The 16575-nt window shown below is 41.6% G+C and carries 17 protein-coding genes and 1 riboswitch; of the genes, 3 read left to right on the top strand and 14 right to left on the bottom strand.

The features are described from left to right. Positions 1–44: 44 nt before the first annotated feature. From CSV67_RS10405 to CSV67_RS10360, 10 genes are all read right to left on the bottom strand, one after another. A complete protein-coding gene (locus tag CSV67_RS10405) occupies positions 45–1502 on the bottom strand; it encodes a spore germination protein (protein ID WP_099631529.1) in 1458 nt (485 codons plus the stop codon). Position 1503: 1 nt separating this feature from the next. After that, positions 1504–2292 (bottom strand): SigF/SigG family RNA polymerase sporulation sigma factor, encoded by a 789-nt coding sequence (locus CSV67_RS10400; protein ID WP_099631528.1) that lies wholly within the window; start codon positions 2290–2292, stop codon positions 1504–1506. A gap of 3 nt (positions 2293–2295) precedes the next feature. Beyond that, complete coding sequence (spoIIAB, locus tag CSV67_RS10395; RefSeq protein WP_099631527.1) at positions 2296–2742, bottom strand: anti-sigma F factor; 447 nt, start codon at positions 2740–2742, stop codon at positions 2296–2298. Further along, on the bottom strand, positions 2732–3085 hold the full coding sequence (locus tag CSV67_RS10390) for an STAS domain-containing protein (RefSeq protein WP_233189525.1): 354 nt from the start codon (positions 3083–3085) through the stop codon (positions 2732–2734). The genes spoIIAB and CSV67_RS10390 overlap by 11 nt, the downstream gene beginning before the upstream one ends. 505 nt (positions 3086–3590) lie before the next feature. Then, positions 3591–4889 carry a pyrimidine-nucleoside phosphorylase gene (locus tag CSV67_RS10385; protein WP_099631655.1) on the bottom strand — a complete coding sequence of 433 codons (1299 nt, stop codon included), beginning with the start codon at positions 4887–4889 and terminating at the stop codon, positions 3591–3593. A 7-nt stretch (positions 4890–4896) separates the two neighbouring features. Further along, complete coding sequence (deoB, locus tag CSV67_RS10380) at positions 4897–6090, bottom strand: phosphopentomutase (RefSeq protein WP_099631525.1); 1194 nt, start codon at positions 6088–6090, stop codon at positions 4897–4899. Between the two features lie 24 nt (positions 6091–6114). After that, the gene (gene xerD / locus CSV67_RS10375) at positions 6115–7005 is read right to left on the bottom strand and encodes a site-specific tyrosine recombinase XerD (protein WP_099631524.1); all 891 of its coding nucleotides are present in this window, start codon (positions 7003–7005) and stop codon (positions 6115–6117) included. A 44-nt stretch (positions 7006–7049) separates the two neighbouring features. After that, positions 7050–7526 (bottom strand): ferric iron uptake transcriptional regulator, encoded by a 477-nt coding sequence (gene fur / locus CSV67_RS10370; protein ID WP_099631523.1) that lies wholly within the window; start codon positions 7524–7526, stop codon positions 7050–7052. Between the two features lie 96 nt (positions 7527–7622). After that, a complete protein-coding gene (locus CSV67_RS10365; RefSeq protein ID WP_099631522.1) occupies positions 7623–8135 on the bottom strand; it encodes a hypothetical protein in 513 nt (170 codons plus the stop codon). Between the two features lie 64 nt (positions 8136–8199). Continuing rightward, on the bottom strand, positions 8200–8733 hold the full coding sequence (locus tag CSV67_RS10360; RefSeq protein ID WP_099631521.1) for an NUDIX hydrolase: 534 nt from the start codon (positions 8731–8733) through the stop codon (positions 8200–8202). Positions 8734–8805: 72 nt separating this feature from the next. Between CSV67_RS10360 and CSV67_RS10355 the strand changes: the two genes are divergently transcribed. Further along, the gene (locus tag CSV67_RS10355; RefSeq protein ID WP_099631520.1) at positions 8806–9705 is read left to right on the top strand and encodes an aldo/keto reductase; all 900 of its coding nucleotides are present in this window, start codon (positions 8806–8808) and stop codon (positions 9703–9705) included. Between the two features lie 45 nt (positions 9706–9750). On the opposite strand, the gene CSV67_RS10350 is transcribed toward CSV67_RS10355, so the two are convergent. From CSV67_RS10350 to CSV67_RS10340, 3 genes are all read right to left on the bottom strand, one after another. Continuing rightward, complete coding sequence (locus CSV67_RS10350) at positions 9751–11106, bottom strand: nucleobase:cation symporter-2 family protein (protein ID WP_099631519.1); 1356 nt, start codon at positions 11104–11106, stop codon at positions 9751–9753. Next, positions 11103–11690: a xanthine phosphoribosyltransferase gene (locus tag CSV67_RS10345; RefSeq protein WP_029053093.1), complete on the bottom strand. Its 588-nt coding sequence runs from the start codon at positions 11688–11690 to the stop codon at positions 11103–11105. Before CSV67_RS10345 ends, CSV67_RS10350 begins: the two co-directional genes overlap by 4 nt. Positions 11691–11820: 130 nt before the next feature. After that, positions 11821–11922: riboswitch (purine riboswitch) on the bottom strand. 227 nt (positions 11923–12149) lie between these two features. Beyond that, the gene (locus CSV67_RS10340; protein WP_099631518.1) at positions 12150–13079 is read right to left on the bottom strand and encodes an AEC family transporter; all 930 of its coding nucleotides are present in this window, start codon (positions 13077–13079) and stop codon (positions 12150–12152) included. Between the two features lie 74 nt (positions 13080–13153). On the opposite strand from CSV67_RS10340, the gene CSV67_RS10335 reads away from it, so the two are divergent. Then, positions 13154–14374 carry a CynX/NimT family MFS transporter gene (locus tag CSV67_RS10335; RefSeq protein ID WP_099631517.1) on the top strand — a complete coding sequence of 407 codons (1221 nt, stop codon included), beginning with the start codon at positions 13154–13156 and terminating at the stop codon, positions 14372–14374. A 139-nt stretch (positions 14375–14513) separates the two neighbouring features. Here CSV67_RS10335 and CSV67_RS10330 read toward each other — a convergent pair whose 3' ends face one another. Then, positions 14514–15359 carry a VOC family protein gene (locus CSV67_RS10330; protein ID WP_099631516.1) on the bottom strand — a complete coding sequence of 282 codons (846 nt, stop codon included), beginning with the start codon at positions 15357–15359 and terminating at the stop codon, positions 14514–14516. A gap of 504 nt (positions 15360–15863) precedes the next feature. Here CSV67_RS10330 and CSV67_RS10325 point away from each other — a divergent pair. Then, a complete protein-coding gene (locus tag CSV67_RS10325; RefSeq protein ID WP_099631515.1) occupies positions 15864–16394 on the top strand; it encodes a helix-turn-helix domain-containing protein in 531 nt (176 codons plus the stop codon). The last annotated feature ends 181 nt before the right edge of the window (positions 16395–16575 follow it).

The following is a 16575-nucleotide window of genomic DNA, read 5'->3' as shown; positions in this document are numbered from 1 at the left end:
AAAAGACGGGAAGTGGCAACGACATGCGGAATGTCTAAATCGTCCTATGACATTCTATCACGGTTCGGCGATTCCGTGATAAACGGCCGTGGATCGTCGATTGTCATAGGGAAACGAATCAACACACGCAACAAAGCTTTCGGGAAGAATGGAGTGAACGGCCACAAATATGGCACATCCATCGGTTTTAATGAACATAAATAATAGTAAATTACAGCAAGTGCTATGAAAAAGCCCGGGGCCCCTAGTAACGCTGTGGAAACTAACAAGAAAACCCTGAACACTTTTGTCGTAATACTTAATTCAAATGACGGAATGGCAAATGTTAAAATAGCACTGACCGCCACGTATAAAACCACTTCCGAAGAGAACAAGCCTACGTCAATCGCCACTTGCCCAATGACGATAGCAGCAACGAGTCCCATCGCGGTCGACAGCGGTGTAGGTGTATGGATTGCGGCCATCCGCAACACTTCTATACCGACATCAGCTATTAACAATTGGACAAATAACGGAACTTCTCCCCATTCATTCGGACCGATATACTTGATTGCTTCTGGAACGAATTGATTTTCGACTGACATCAAATACCAAAACGGCAACATCACTAGACTTAAAAATGTCCCTATGAAGCGCACCATCCGGATGAAAGTACCTATCAAAGGCGCTTGTCTATATTCTTCCGCATGTTGCAGATGATGCACAAGCGTAACAGGTACTAAAATGACGGAAGGAGACGTATCCACGATGATCGCAATATGTCCTTCGAGTAAATGCGCCGCACATATATCCGCACGTTCCGTATACCGAACGAACGGCATCGGATGAAATCCTTGTTTAAATAGAAATTCCTCGAGTGATTTATCGGTCATCGTCAAGCCATCAGTTTTCAATGCATCCAGTCGCTCCCGCACAAAATTTAAATGCCCTTCATTAGCGGCGCCTTTCATGAAGGCAATGGCAATGTCCGTTTTGCCTTTTACGGACGTCTCATGCATTTCAAATCGTAGTTCCGTTGTACGTAAACGTCTTCGAACTAATGCGGTGTTCGTCAGGATGTTTTCCGTAAAACCGTCTCTTGAGCCTCGTATGACTTTTTCCGTATCAGGTTCTTCAGGATTTCTGCCTGGGTATGACCGCACATCAAGTGCGAATGTGAAACCATCTTTCATAATGAATACAGCTAACCCACTTAAAATAACTTTCGCGAGTTGATCTTCATCCTTGACGATTTCCACCGAATGATACGGAAAATAATCCATCATTGCACGGTCAATGTTTTCCACATCTTCACTAGTATATAAATCATTACGATACTGCATTTCTGTCATTAAAGTTGTTAAGACCACTCCATCCACTAAACCGTTCATATACAGAAGAAGTATTTCTTTATCCCATAGGTGGATCAACCGTTTAGTCGCATCATATGTTTCGTCTTTGCCAAACTGGTTGATGAACCACCTTTCCCCTTCTCGTATGGACGTAAATAGTGTATCGGTCAAATTACGGTCTCCTCACCTTCTCGAGCGCTTCTTCGGCATCTGCGCCCATCCATGTTTTCATTTGAGCTAGAATTTTCTTTTCCAACCGTGATACTTGTACTTGTGATATTCCAATACGTTTCGCAATATCACTTTGTGTGTAATCTAAATAATAGCGCATATAAATGATCGTCTGATCACGTTTATTCAACCGAGTAATGACATCCCGTAACGGAATATGGTCGAATACCCTCTCTGATCTATCGTCTCGCAGTTGATCCATTAACGTCAGGCTGTCTCCGTCACTCTCATACAATTGTTCATGCAACGAGGCAGGATCACGGAGCGCATCAGAGGCTAGGATAATATCTTCTTGTTTTACTTCTAATATTTCCGCCATTTCTGAAATGGAGGGTGAACGTCCATTTTTCTTAAAGAAATCATCGGTTGCATGACGAATTTTATAACTTAACTCACGAATGGTACGGCCTACTTTCACCATTCCATCATCACGTAAATAACGTTGTATTTCTCCCACAATCATCGGTACAGCATACGTTGAAAACTTCACCTCATAGGATAAATCGAACTTATCTATTGATTTCATCAAGCCAATACAGCCTATTTGAAATAAATCTTCTAAATCCGCACCACGCGAAGCAAAGCGTTGAACGATGGACCACACAAGTCTTGTATTGCCTTCTACCATCATTCGCCTAGCTTCTTTGTCACCCGCTTGTGATTCTTTGATGAGTTCTCGCATTTTTTCTTGTGACAATAGAGCGTGTTGCTTCTCAACAGATGCTTCCATACGTCACCTCATTCTACTTACTTCTGTGACCGGAGAAAAATTCTTCTCAAATGTCACGATTGTCCCATTTCCAAGGGTAGAATCTACACGGATACCGTCCGAGAAACTTTCCATAATCGTAAAGCCCATACCGGAGCGCTCCATTTGTGGTTTGGTCGTAAACATCGGCTCCATTGCTTGCTCAATGTCAAAGATACCCATTCCCTCATCTGTGACCGTCATTTTAACTGAGCGGTCATCAATTGACGCATGGATCTTCACCATACTTTTACCATCGCATTCGTAACCGTGGATAATAGCATTCGTAACAGCTTCCGAAACAATTGTTTTAAATTCCGAAATTTCTTCCAGTGTCGGATCCAATGGTGCAATAAAACAGGTGAGTGCCATTCTGGCAAGTGCTTCATTTTGTTCTATCGCTAGAAACGACAAGGTCATTTCATTTTTCATGTACAACCCCTCCGATTTCGTCGATTGCTTCTTCGACTGTACATATTCTGACGACATCACCAAGACCCGAAAATTGAAATAGTTTCTGCATTGTCGGAGATGGATTCAATATGAGCGTTTCTCCGTTAACAGGAACTAGATCGCGCATTCTTCCAAGAATAAGTCCGATCCCTGCGCTGTCCATGAAGCCTAGTTGGTAGAGGTCCCAGATGATTGCACGCGTCTTTCCCGTGAATATAGCGGTAGATACTTCTTCTCTAATTTGATTGGCTTCGTGGTTATCGAGTTCTCCTGCTAGCGTGATTAAGACAATGCCATTTTCCAGTTGTGTAATAGTTGACATGTGTAGATACGCCTCCTTCATGAAGGCATTGTCGCACATTTAGAACGGTCATCCTTTAGTTTTGACAAAACTAGTCAGCTGTCCCTAAAACTTCTTACGTTGTGACAGAAATTAAATGGGTTGGTAAGTATTAATCAACGTTCCAAGCGGACCCTTCCATAGGTTCACAGCGTTCAAGCTAACCTCTCTAAAACGCTGCCACAAAGAACGGCATTTTGGAGAAAGTGCGAAGCAGTTAGATCTCTTCTATGCACTCGCTGTCTTTCACTTACTAGCAACTGAAGTGCCGCGTTTAATTGGAATAACACGAATATACATTCTTCACTGACTAGCTAAAGATACCCGTTAGCCTTGCACTGAATTCACAGCGAGCCTCTCCTACGCTCCTACCTCGAGCTACACAAGAGTATGTACAGTTGAATTTGTTTTTACACATGAACGACAAAAAAGCCATGCGCCCTGGAAGAACCAATTTCTTGGTGTGCTTCAGGCACATGGCTTTTATTCAGTATAAGGAATGTATAAGCGGTGGTGCTTCAGTTTTTTCCTTTGTGATATGCATATGAGTTTGCAGTAATTTGATCGATTCATCCACTTGTTCCGTGTTTGCATGGAGAATAGCAAGTGTCTCCCCAATTTCTACAAAGTCACCTATTTTCTTGCGCAGCACAATCCCAACCGCAAGATCTATGACGTCTTCTTTTGTTGCACGACCGGCGCCGAGAAGCATGGCAGCTACGCCTATTTCATCGGCATCAATCATGGATACATAGCCACTTTTACTAGCCGGAACTTCAATTTGATACTGTGCTTGCGGCAATAGATTGGTATTCTCTATAATTTTTTCGTTGCCGCCTTGTGCTTTGATTAACTCGCCGAACAAGCGCAGTGCGTCACCATTTTCTACGACGTTCTGCAATTGTTTGCGTGCGTCTTCTTCAGTTTCTGCTTTATTCGCTGCAAGCAACATCTTGCTACCCAGAACTACACACAACTCCGTTAGATCGGCTGGACCTTTTCCTTGTAGTGTATCAATAGCTTCCCTTACTTCAAGTGCATTACCTATAGCAAATCCTAGTGGTTGGCTCATATCCGAAATAACAGCACTTGTGTTTCTTCCCACTTCATTTCCGATCGCAGTCATGGCATCTGCCAGTCGTTTTGATTCTTCTACTGTTTTCATAAAGGCTCCCGCGCCTGTCTTGACGTCTAATACGATAGCATCTGCGCCCGCCGCTAGCTTTTTACTCATGATAGAGCTTGCAATCAGCGGAATGCTGTTGACGGTCGCTGTGACATCCCTCAACGCATATAGTTTTTTATCGGCTGGCGTCAAATTACCACTTTGGCCAATTACAGCGATCTTCAAATCATTGACCTGTTGAATAAATTGTTCCGTTGAAATCTCTACGTGGAAGCCGTCAATTGCTTCAAGCTTATCCAGTGTGCCACCTGTATGGCCTAGTCCTCGACCACTCATTTTAGCAACCGGTACACCGCATGCTGCGACAAGTGGTGCTAAGATCAGTGTCGTAGTATCTCCTACTCCGCCCGTTGAGTGTTTGTCTACCTTCACTCCTTCAATTGCAGATAAATCGATTTGATCACCAGACTCCGCCATGGCCATCGTTAAATAGCTTTGTTCTTCTGTAGTCATCCCCTTAAAGTAAATGGCCATCAAGAAAGCACTCGCCTGATAATCAGGGATTGAGCCATCTGTATAACCCATCACAAAAAACTCAATCTGTTCTTTAGTTAGTTCTTTTCCGTCTCGCTTGTTTTCAATGATATCTACCATGCGCAGCATACAATTAGTCCTCCTTCACCAATGCAGACAAGAAACTCTCACCATGTTCAGGCATTTCTACTTGGAAGTTCTCGGCAATTGTCGCTCCGACGTCAGAGAACGTTTTACGGATGGGCAATTGCCCTGCTCCTTTATTTGAAGGGGAATAGACGAGTAACGGTACATATTCTCTTGTATGATCCGTTCCTTCATGAACCGGGTCATTCCCGTGGTCTGCTGTGATGATCAGTAAATCGTCTGGTTGCATGGCATCGATAATTTCAGGCAAACGTGCATCAAATTCTTCAAGTGCCTTACCGTAACCAATCGGATCGCGACGGTGACCATATAATGCATCAAAGTCTACGAGATTAACGAAACTGAGGCCTTCAAACTCTTTTTCCATCACCGAAACTAGCTTATCTACACCGTCCATGTTTCCTGTTGTCCGGACTGCTTCCGTCACGCCCTCACCATTGTAAATATCAGCAATTTTACCGATGGCGATTACGTCAAAGCCTTTATCCTGCAATTCATTCATTACCGTTTTCCCAAATGGCTTCAATGCATAATCATGACGATTTGTAGTTCGAGTAAATGTACCCGGTTCCCCAATAAACGGACGTGCAATCACGCGACCTACTAAAAATTCAGGTTGCAACGTAAGTTCTCTGGCAATTTCACAAATCCGATATTGCTCTTCAATCGAAATAATTTCTTCATGTGCAGCAATTTGCAGTACAGGGTCACCAGACGTGTAAACAATGAGAGCGCCTGTCTTCATATGCTCTTCGCCTAGTTCTTCGATGATTTCCGTACCGCTTGCTGGTTTATTTCCGATGATTTTTCTACCCGTTTTCAACTCCAATTCATCTATTAATTCTTTTGGAAAACCATTTGGATACACTTTGAATGCATCATCGATACGCAAGCCCATGATTTCCCAGTGACCTGTCATCGTATCTTTACCGACAGATGCTTCTTGCATTTTTGTGTAATATCCTTGCGCTTCTTTTTGAGGTGCAAGTCCTTTAATCGGTGCAATATTCGCCAGACCGAGACGTTCCAAGTTTGGTAGGTTCAGTCCATCCATCTCTTCACCGATATGTCCAAGCGTATTAGCGCCAACATCACCAAAAGCTTCAGCATCAGGTGCTTCACCGATCCCTACTGAGTCAAGTACGATTAAATGAATACGGTTATAACGAAATTTCTTCATATAAAAACCTCCAGTAATAGTAGTTTACGCTCTCGGATGATATTGACTGTAGACATCTTTCAAGCGTTTTTTGCTGACATGCGTGTAAAGTTGCGTTGTGGAAATATCGGCATGTCCGAGCATTTCCTGAACGGCGCGCAAGTCAGCCCCATTTTCAATCAAATGTGTGGCAAATGAGTGACGCAATAAATGCGGTGAAATGACTTTCTGAATTCCCGCCTTCACTCCTGCTTCTTTCAAGATCTTCCAACAGCCTTGTCTCGTCAGCCGTCTGCCATGCATGTTGAGGAACAAGGCTTCCGTATCACTGACGAACTTAGGACGCCCCTCATTTAAATACAACGTACAGGCATCGATTGCAGAACGTCCAAGTGGTACTATTCGCTCTTTGCTACCTTTTCCAAATACCCGCACAAAACCCATGGTCAAATGAAGATCAGCCAAATCAATCGCTATCAATTCACTTACCCGCATTCCAGTCCCATATAACAATTCAAGCAATGCAATATCGCGCATACCTTGTGAAGTATTGCCATCAACGGCCTGGATCAATCGTTCAATCTCGGGTATAGAGAGGACATCTGGCAACTTTTGTTCGATTTTAGGCAATTCGATATGAATTGTGCAATCATGTGTCGTGATTTGTTCTCTCACTAAAAATTGATGGAATGAACGAATGGAGGAAATGTGCCGGGAAAGGGTACGACTAGATTTACCACTATCTTTCAACTCCTGCAAATACTGTAGAACCATCGCGCGTTCGATAGAATTAACAGTTTCTAAGTTTAAACTCGCGATAAAACGTATATAGGCTATCAGGTCGCGTTGATACGACTTCACCGTATTTTGGGCTAATTGTCTTTCAACTGTTAAAAAGTGCACATAATCTTCTAACGCAAACTGCGCATCTTTCATAGACTTTCCTCCTTTCTTTTGTAAAAAGTAAAAAAGGACAGCGCTTAGGCCATCCCATTGTCTTCTTGTTCTTTCTCTTCGTCTTTCGTTTTACAACGTTTACAAATTCCATGGAACGTCAGCCAATGATCTTTGACTGTAAAACCATAACGACCTTCCACGACCTTTTCTACTTCGCCAAGCAAATCTTCCTGAATTTCATCAACCGTTCCACATTCCAGACAAATTAAGTGATGGTGGAACCTTGCAGCACCTTCTTCTCGTAAATCATAACGTGCTACCCCATCGCCAAAATTAATTTTATCGACAACTTTTAGTTCAGTTAATAATTCTAATGTACGATATACAGTCGCCAGACCAATATCTGGAGCTTTTTCTTTTACTAGCAAAAATACGTCTTCTGCACTTAAATGGTCTTCTTCATTTTCCAGAAGAACTGCTACAGTCGCTTCACGCTGAGGCGTCAACTTGTAGCTGGCCCCGTGCAATTGCTTCTTGATTCGTTCGATTCGGCTTTCCATACGACGCCCCCCTCAAATTGTTTCCATTATACCAAACTGTCGTTCCAGATGACAATAGAAAGGAAAGGTTCAGTTCATTATAGTGTGTAGTGGATATTACTTAATAAAATGAAAGATCGATAGTTCCAGTATCTGTGTGATGAACAATAATGCAATTAATGGAGGCACAGCAGTTAATGGACGATCTTTCTTGCTGGCCGGTGTTGCGAAAAATGGCGGGTTAAACACCGAACATAAAATCAAAAACAACAAACAGCTGATTAATTGAAATGGAAACCACCAAATCGTATAGGATACCATTTTTAAGCCTGTCGACAATAAATATGTGGATGACAGACCAAAAAAAGCACATTTAATTGCACCGAGAAACATAGTGATAAAACGGACTCTTTTATACTTAGACAGAATGATGGCTAACAGAATAAAGCTCAATGTCACCACAACAGGCGACCACAAAGCCGCTTCAGATCCCTTCACCACACGTTGATCATATAAACCAATGACCTGCTCTAGTGACGTGATCGGCCACTCTCTGAATAATAAAGCCCCTCCTATATAACTAATTGCGAGTATAACGAATAAATATACAAAAGACAATGATCGAGCCATAAATAGGACACCTCCGCATCGTTTCTATAACATATGCTTGTCCGTCCAGAAATAGCTCAATCCTTTATAGGTTTTTTACATACCAGACAGCCGCAACCGTCTTGGCATCATAAATCCTTTCATTCGCAATCAATTCCTCTGCCTCTTCAACGGTTACTTCGAGTACTTCAATGAATTCATCTTCATCCCCTGTCGCAGGCTGTTCCACTTTCTCAAGCTCTTTTGCCACATATAAATGAATGATTTCATCCGCGAAGCCTGGTGAAGTTGAGAAAGTCTGCAAATATTCGAATGAATTAGCACGGTAACCTGTCTCTTCTTCCAGTTCACGAATTGCCGTCAGTTTAGGTTCTTCCCCAAGCTCAATCTTTCCCGCAGGTATTTCTAGCATCGTTCGTTCCAAAGGCTTTCTGTACTGTTCAACTAACACGAGCTTTTTATCTTCAGTCAAGGCGATAATCGCCACGGCTCCTGGATGTTTTACTAATTCTCTTTTTGCTAGTTTTCCATCAGGCAATTCTACTTCGTCTACTTGCACCGAAATGATTTTACCTGTAAAAATTTGTTCTGTTGAGAGGGTAATTTCTTCAAACTTCATCCAGCACTCAACCCTTTCCATTGGTTTTATATCCCGTTTTCATTGTACCATGAAACCAAAGGAGTGAAGCACATGAAGAAGCGTACAATAGGTTCTAGTAATTTACTTGTTTCCCAACTTGGATTAGGGTGCATGTCATTACCGACTGAACTTGAAGCGGCTCGTTCCGTACTCGATGAAGCAGTGGATCATGGCATCAACTATTTCGATACAGCCGATCTGTATGATAGAGGAATAAATGAAGAACTTATAGGAAAAGTATTGAAGGAAAAACGTCAAGAGTTGATCATCGCGACGAAAGTCGGTAACAAGTGGAATGGGGAAGATTCCTGGACATGGGATCCTTCAAAAGCCTATATAATGAACGCTGTAAAACAAAGTTTACGACGATTACAACTCGATTATATCGATTTGTACCAACTTCACGGTGGTACGATGGAAGATGATGCTGAAGAAACAATCGAGGCGTTTGAAACATTAAAGAAAGAAGGCATCATACGTGAATACGGTATCTCAAGTATCCGCCCCACTGTCATCGAACGTTTCCTGAATACTAGCCATGCAGTTTCTGTCATGATGCAGTATAGCTTGCTCGATCGACGTCCTGAAGAATATTTTTCTATGATTACGGAAAAAGGTGCATCTGTTGTCACGAGAGGAATACTAGCAAAAGGCCTACTGACGAATGAAGGCATGGACCGTGCGAAGAAAATGAGTGGCTTCGTTTCTTACACATCGTCTGAGTTACAGCAGACAATTCAATCGCTTTCGGAGGGAACAAACGACTTACATGCATACGCTCTTGCCTTTGCACTTAAAGAGCCTGCTGTGGCCTCTGCTTTGATTGGTGCTAGAACACAACAACAGCTTCGGGAGTCATTAAGAGCTTATGACACGCCAATCGATCCACAATTGCTGACGATGGTAACAAACAAAACAGAGCAACATCTATATGATCAGCATCGCGTATAAAATAACAAAAAGAGCAACTGCAAAAAAGCAGTTGCTCTTTTTTTGTTATTTATGATTAGCTGTTGCACTGACCAAGACAGAAGATGATCCTTCTTTAATGCTACGTGACGTAGTCTCCGCTTGACGTGCTTGTTCGACCGCTTGCTTCTTTTTTGAAGGCAGCATATTGAAAATTATATTTAAGAAGATAGCCGTAATACTTCCGAGTACAATCCCATTACTTGTTAAGATCTGTACACTTTCTGGCAATTCCTTGAATAGATCCGGTACAACCGAAACGCCAAGTCCGATCCCGATAGAACACGCTACGATCATTGCATTATCTTGAGTTTTTGAAATAACAGGACTCAACATCTTAATTCCTTGAGAAACAACCATTCCGAACATAGCAACCATAGCCCCCCCAAGTACTGCCGCAGGAACAATCGTTGCAAGAGCGGCTACTTTCGGCAAGAATCCTAAAGAAATCAGCATGATCGCGGTAACCAATATTACACGGCGTGACTTCACACCAGATAATTGCATTAAACCCACGTTTTGTGAAAATGTCGTGTAAGGAAATGCGTTGAAAATACCTCCAATAATGGAAGCTAAACCTTCTGCACGATAGCCGCTTTCCAACATTTTTTGATCGATTTCTTTTTCACAAATATCACCGAGCGCAAAGTATACTCCGGTGGATTCTACGAGTGACACCATCGCAACCAATGTCATAATGGCAATCGGTAGCAAATGGAACGTAGGTGTTGCTAGATAAAACGGCATGACCATATGAACATAAGAAGCATCTTGTACATTGGAAAAATCTACGATGCCGAGGAATATCGCCGCGATCGTACCCACGACTAATCCCAACAAAATAGCGATAGACTGCATAAAACCTGAAGTGAATCGGAACAGTAAGACAATGAATAATAACGTTCCAAATGAAAGTAAAATATTTGTCATTGAGCCAAAGTCTTCAGCCCCTTGTCCGCCACCCATATTATTGATCGCAACAGGAATCAATGTGATTCCAATAATTGTTACGACAGAACCCGTAACGATTGGAGGGAAGAATTTCACAAGACTCCCGAAGAAGCGGCTAATGAAGAAAATGATTACGCCCGAAGCAATAACTGCACCGTAAATGGCCGAAATTCCATAATCATTGCCGATCAAAATCATAGGGCCTACAGCTGTGAACGTACACCCAAGGACGACAGGTAGACCAACACCAAAATATTTATTACGTGAAATTTGCAACAATGTAGCGATACCACACATTAAAATATCAATTGAAACAAGATATGTCAGCTGTGTGGGAGTTAACCCTATGGCATTCCCCACAATAAGCGGTACCAATACCGCGCCTGCATACATAGCTAGTAAATGCTGAAAACCTAGCAGTGTTGTTTTCATCCGTTATTTTCCTCCCCGACGAATTGGACTTGACCGTTTTTCAGTGACTGAAGCTCAGCCAGTGACTCTAAACGTACACCTTCTTTACGAATCAAATCTCCACCTGGTTGGAAGCATTTTTCGATGACAATACCAACACCAGCGATAGTCGCACCTGCTTGTTTTGCGATATCTATGAGTCCGAGTGCAGCTTGTCCATTCGCAAGGAAATCATCAATGAGCAAAACCGTATCTTCATTTGAAATAAAATCTTTAGAAACCGAAATATCATTCGATTCTTTCTTAGTGAAAGAATACACTTTCGCGGAGTATAAATGATCCGTCAATGTAAGTGATTTACGTTTTCTGGCAAACACTACCGGAACGCCCAATATCATTCCCGCCATTGTCGCTGGAGCAATACCTGAAGATTCAATCGTGATGATTCTCGTGATGTTTTGATCGCTAAATCGTTTAACAAACTCTTTTCCGATTTCCTGCATCAGTAATGGATCAATTTGATGATTCAAAAAAGAATCTACTTTTAATACCTCTTCCGATAATACTTTACCTTCTTGTCGAATCTTGTTTTTTAACAACTCCACACCGTTGTGCTCCCTTCATTTTTCCGAATAAAAAAAGCGTATATGCCATACTCCCATATAACAACTATGAGAGAGCGGCATGTACGCTTTTAAAAATGAAAAAGCAATTTCTTGTCGAACGACAAAGAAAGCTGCTTTTCATTCTCCCCATAGTCGGTCTATTTTCGGTAAACCGGTAGAAACTTACGGGCCATATCCCCGTGATTATATGAGTCTTATTTAACTGAATGCTAACAGTATAGCATGATTCGACAAATTTTCAATACGAATATTTGCCAATTAGTTTGATAGCTTCAAGCTGGCAAGCACATGGACATATTCTTGACAAAAAGTCGGCGTGAATTGGGATAAATAGTAATTCCAAGAGAAGGCATTGGATTGAAGCGTCTCCTCAGTAGTGCCAATCGCTTACCAACACCCACGCCAGACTCTCTTTGTAATAAACTCCCCGTTTTTTACTTACCCGAAAAATAGTGAGGAAAGATAAATTACTACGCCTACTGTAAAGCTACTAGCTACGGTATTGAACAGGACGATCTGGGCTGCTAGCTCAGACTCTACATCATATTCCAATGCCAGCGTTGAGCTGTTCCTTGACGTTGGAAATGAGCTGGCGATCCAGAGTGACTGGGCCGTGACACCGTCTATTCTTAACAGTAAAATCAACAGCAACGCCACAGTTGGTGAAATAATGAGTCTGCCGATAGCGCTTAGGTAGATCAAACGGTTCCATAGCGTTTTCACCTTAATCTGCGCTAACTGCGCGCCTAGTGTAATGAGCGCAATGGCGATGAAAGCATCCGATAAATGACTAATCGGCAACTCGATAAATTGTGGCAGGTGGATATTTGTTAAATTGAGCACAGCACCTAGCCACAATGCATGAATAATCGGCATTCGAAGAAACTGCTTCACGATGTCTTTTCCCGATTGCGTGGAAGACACGAGATTATACAATCCATACGAGTACGTCAGTAAGTTCTGATAGACAATCAACACGATCTGAATGGACACTCCGAGTGGATTGGCATGAAAGACTAGCTGACTGACGGGTAATCCATAGTTTCCAGAATTGATCAACACAATACTGTTTTTCATTACGGCGGTTTGCTGGCGGTTTAAACGCAAGAATTTACTAAATATATGGCCAGTAATTATTAAAGCGGATGTGAATAATACGACAAACATTAATACATCGAGTAGGATGTCTATATCAATAACAGTATGATATAAGTTCATAAACACAGCGGCAGGTATTAGACAGTATGTAAGAATATTCCCTAACGCCTTAACATTAAAAGTAAACTTTATTTGTAAAAACACGCCAATTGCTAATAAAATGAGCATCGGTGTGATAACATTTACAAAGACTATGAGTAAGTACTCCATAAAGGAATCTCCTTTCTGCTGATTCAGCGATATACTTCTCAGAACAATCTTCAAGGAATACAGGAGGCTTCATGATGGAAACAGAACGACCAAGCAAACATTTACATTTCCCTAAAAGTCAGTGGGTGCTGTTAGTGGGTATTTTATTTTTAGCTGCTACCATCCGTTCTCCACTAACTTCTGTCGGACCTATTATTGGAAACATTCGCGATCAACTGCAAATCTCCAATTCATTGGCTGGATTTCTAACGACAATCCCACTACTGGCATTTGCCATTGTATCACCTTTTACACCACGCATTGCAAAACGGTTTGGCATGTCGCGAACACTTTTCTATGCAATGATTATTTTACTAATAGGAATTGTCATGCGTTCTGTCGGCAATAGTATCTTGCTACTGATCGGCACATTTTTAATTGGTGTCGGAATTGCCTTTGCAAACGTCTTATTACCAAGCCTTCTTAAACTGAGCTTTCCCTTCCATATTGGATTAATGACAGGGTTGTACTCTGTTTCTATGAGTATATCTGCAACGCTAGCTTCTGGTATCGCTTCTCCAATCGCCAATGAAACTGTCTACGGCTGGCAAGGTGCTCTAGGAATTTGGGGAGTCATTACATTGTTAGCTATTATCGTATGGATTCCTCAAATACGTAAAAAGAAAGAGGTTATCAAAACAGTTCAGAAAAACAAGAAGACGGGACCTGCTAGGCCTATTTGGCGCTCGCCACTAGCCTGGAGCATCACAGTTTTCATGGGACTGCAATCGTTCCTATTTTATACGACAGCTTCATGGATTCCAGTTGTGTTGCAAACAAATGGCATGACTGCTGATGCTGCTGGATGGATGTTAGCCCTTGTCCAACTCGCACAATTGCCTATGATGTTTATCATACCAGTGGTTGCGGATAAAGTACGTGATCAACGTGTTCTGGTCGTAGCTGTTTTCGCTTGTTATGTAATTGGCTATGGTGGTGTACAATTCGGAAGCGAAAGCCTGACTGCACTTTGGATGATTTTCATCGGACTAGGAGGCGGTTCAGCATTCGGCCTCGCTATGATGTTCTTCACTTTACGTACCCATACACCAGACCAGGCAGCTTCAATTTCCGGAATGGCGCAGTCGATTGGCTATTTACTCGCGTCTATTGGTCCTGTGTTGTTCGGTATTCTTCATGACTTTACGGGTTCATGGACAGCGCCACTATATACCTTCATAGTTGTCGCAACCATACTATTTATAAGTGGAATGTACGCAGGCAAAAAGCGTTTGATTTCGCTTGAACCAAAATAACATGCGTAAAAAAAGCAAGTGCTTTCGAGGTTAATGTCTTAGGTTACTAGTACAAAACGCATTTCAATAATAAATACGAAGAGCCCCAATTCATCTGCGAATTGGGGCTCTTCGTTTGAGGCGGGATAAGTGTGGAAATTTACACGGTTAATTGAATTTTATTTCCTGATGGATCTTCAATCACAAACAACTCACCTTCAACCGTATACGAAATACCTAGGTTCTGTAATTGTTCCATTACTTTCGATCTTTCAGCTTCGTCTGGGAAAACAAGCGAGTACCAATTTATACCCACACTATTTTTCTGTGGTTTGGGAGCACCTACTCCTTGCCATGTATTTAAGGCAATATGATGATGATAATCGCCCGTTGAAATAAAAATAGCTTGAGGATAATGGCTTACAACTGTAAAACCTAGTCCCCTCGTGTAAAATTCTTCTGTCTTTTGAAGATCGGCTACATGCAAATGAATGTGGCCCATTATCGTATCAGCCGGCAACCCGTTCCATTCCAAATCACTTACTGCCAGAAGACTTTCCCCATCCAATGGGTCAGACACCATCTTGACTTCTCCATTAGACCAACTCCATTCAGAAGATGGCCGATCTATATACACTTCAATACCATTTCCGTCTGGATCCGAAATGTAGAGTGCTTCACTTACCAGGTGATCCGATGCTCCGAATCGAGAACCTGTCTTAGATAAATGGCGTAAAAAGGCGGATAAGTCAGCCCTTGTCGGTAACAAAAGTGCAAAGTGGAATAAACCAGATCTCCTTTCCTCCTTGGGCAGTACATCAACCGGCTGTTCAATCGTTAATAATCCTGTTTTTCCGTCTGCTGTTAAAACCGCTTTTCGATTTGTTTGCTCCAGTACTTGAAATCCGATAACCTGTTGGTAAAATTCAAGAGCTACATCCAAATTCATTACATTTATATTAACTTGTCCAACAAATGTATTAGGTTTATTATGAAAGTTTTTCATTTTTATAATCTCCCTCTTCTATCTTGTATCGTTTCTAATGTGCGTAATCTAAATTTTTATCCGCTTCCTATTACATATCACTCGATCAATACCAAAGTTTACTTCTATGAGTTTGGACTTTGAAGATCATATTTAAACTGGTTGGCATCATTTCAAGTTACTATTATATCTCTTTAAGGATATTATATCTCTATAGGTGAACATTAATTGTAAAAAAAATAATTATTTATCCTATTTCATCTGATTTTCAGCATCGTAAAATACTTGGTTTACACATACCTCCTCGCTTCTCTAAAATAAATATATCTATAAACATATATTTACTTCATAACACTTACTATTCTTTCTTGCATCACGTCAATATATTTATTGTGAGTATTTAACTCATTTTTTAATATTCGCATGTGAATATTAATTCTCTATAGGATAACATCAAATGAAAGATAGCGTCAAGATAGTTGTGCTATTATATACATACATAACAATACTCTTGGAGGGATCCATGTGGAAATCGGCTCAAAAATACGAGATATACGGAAAAGAAAGAAAATAACCATCGCACAGATGAGCGAACAAATAGGACTTTCAAAAGGGTTTATAAGCAACATCGAAAATGATAATACATCCCCCTCCCTTAATACGTTGCAAGAAATCGCTCGCTTTCTAGACGTCCCGCTTCCTTATTTGCTGCTAGAGAAAAAGAAGCATATGAAAGTCATTAGGAAAGCTGATCGGGTATACACAACGTTTAACGGTATAAAAATTGAACATATTACTACGCAAAGTGGTCTGCGAATGATGCACGTTGAATTACCACCCGGTACATCGACCGGTGAAGCGATCGCCCACGAAGGTGAAGAGAGCCATGTCGTACTAAAAGGCACGGTTCTTGCTGAACAAGGCGAAGATTCTGTTATTGCAGAGGAAGGCGATTCATTTAGTTGGAATGCTAGCGTACCTCACTTTGTAAAAAACATCGGAGAAGATGAGGCAGTCTTACTTATCGCCGTCTACTCCGAGGATAAAAGTACATGACACCTTTCTGTTCCTTCTCCGGCACACTATTCCAAATTCAATCTTGTACCGGCAACTGGAATGGATTCAATCGAGTAGGAGGGAGTGATTAACTCCCGACCTCTCACACCACCGTACGTACCGTTCGGTATACGGCGGTTCAATTAAGATTGATGACGCAAAGTTTCGTAACGTGATAATA

The sequence above is a fragment of the Sporosarcina sp. P2 genome, assembly GCF_002743255.1.
GTDB lineage: Bacteria > Bacillota > Bacilli > Bacillales_A > Planococcaceae > Sporosarcina.
Note: the sequence above shows the minus strand (reverse complement) of the source record. Positions and strands in the feature narration are given on the sequence as shown.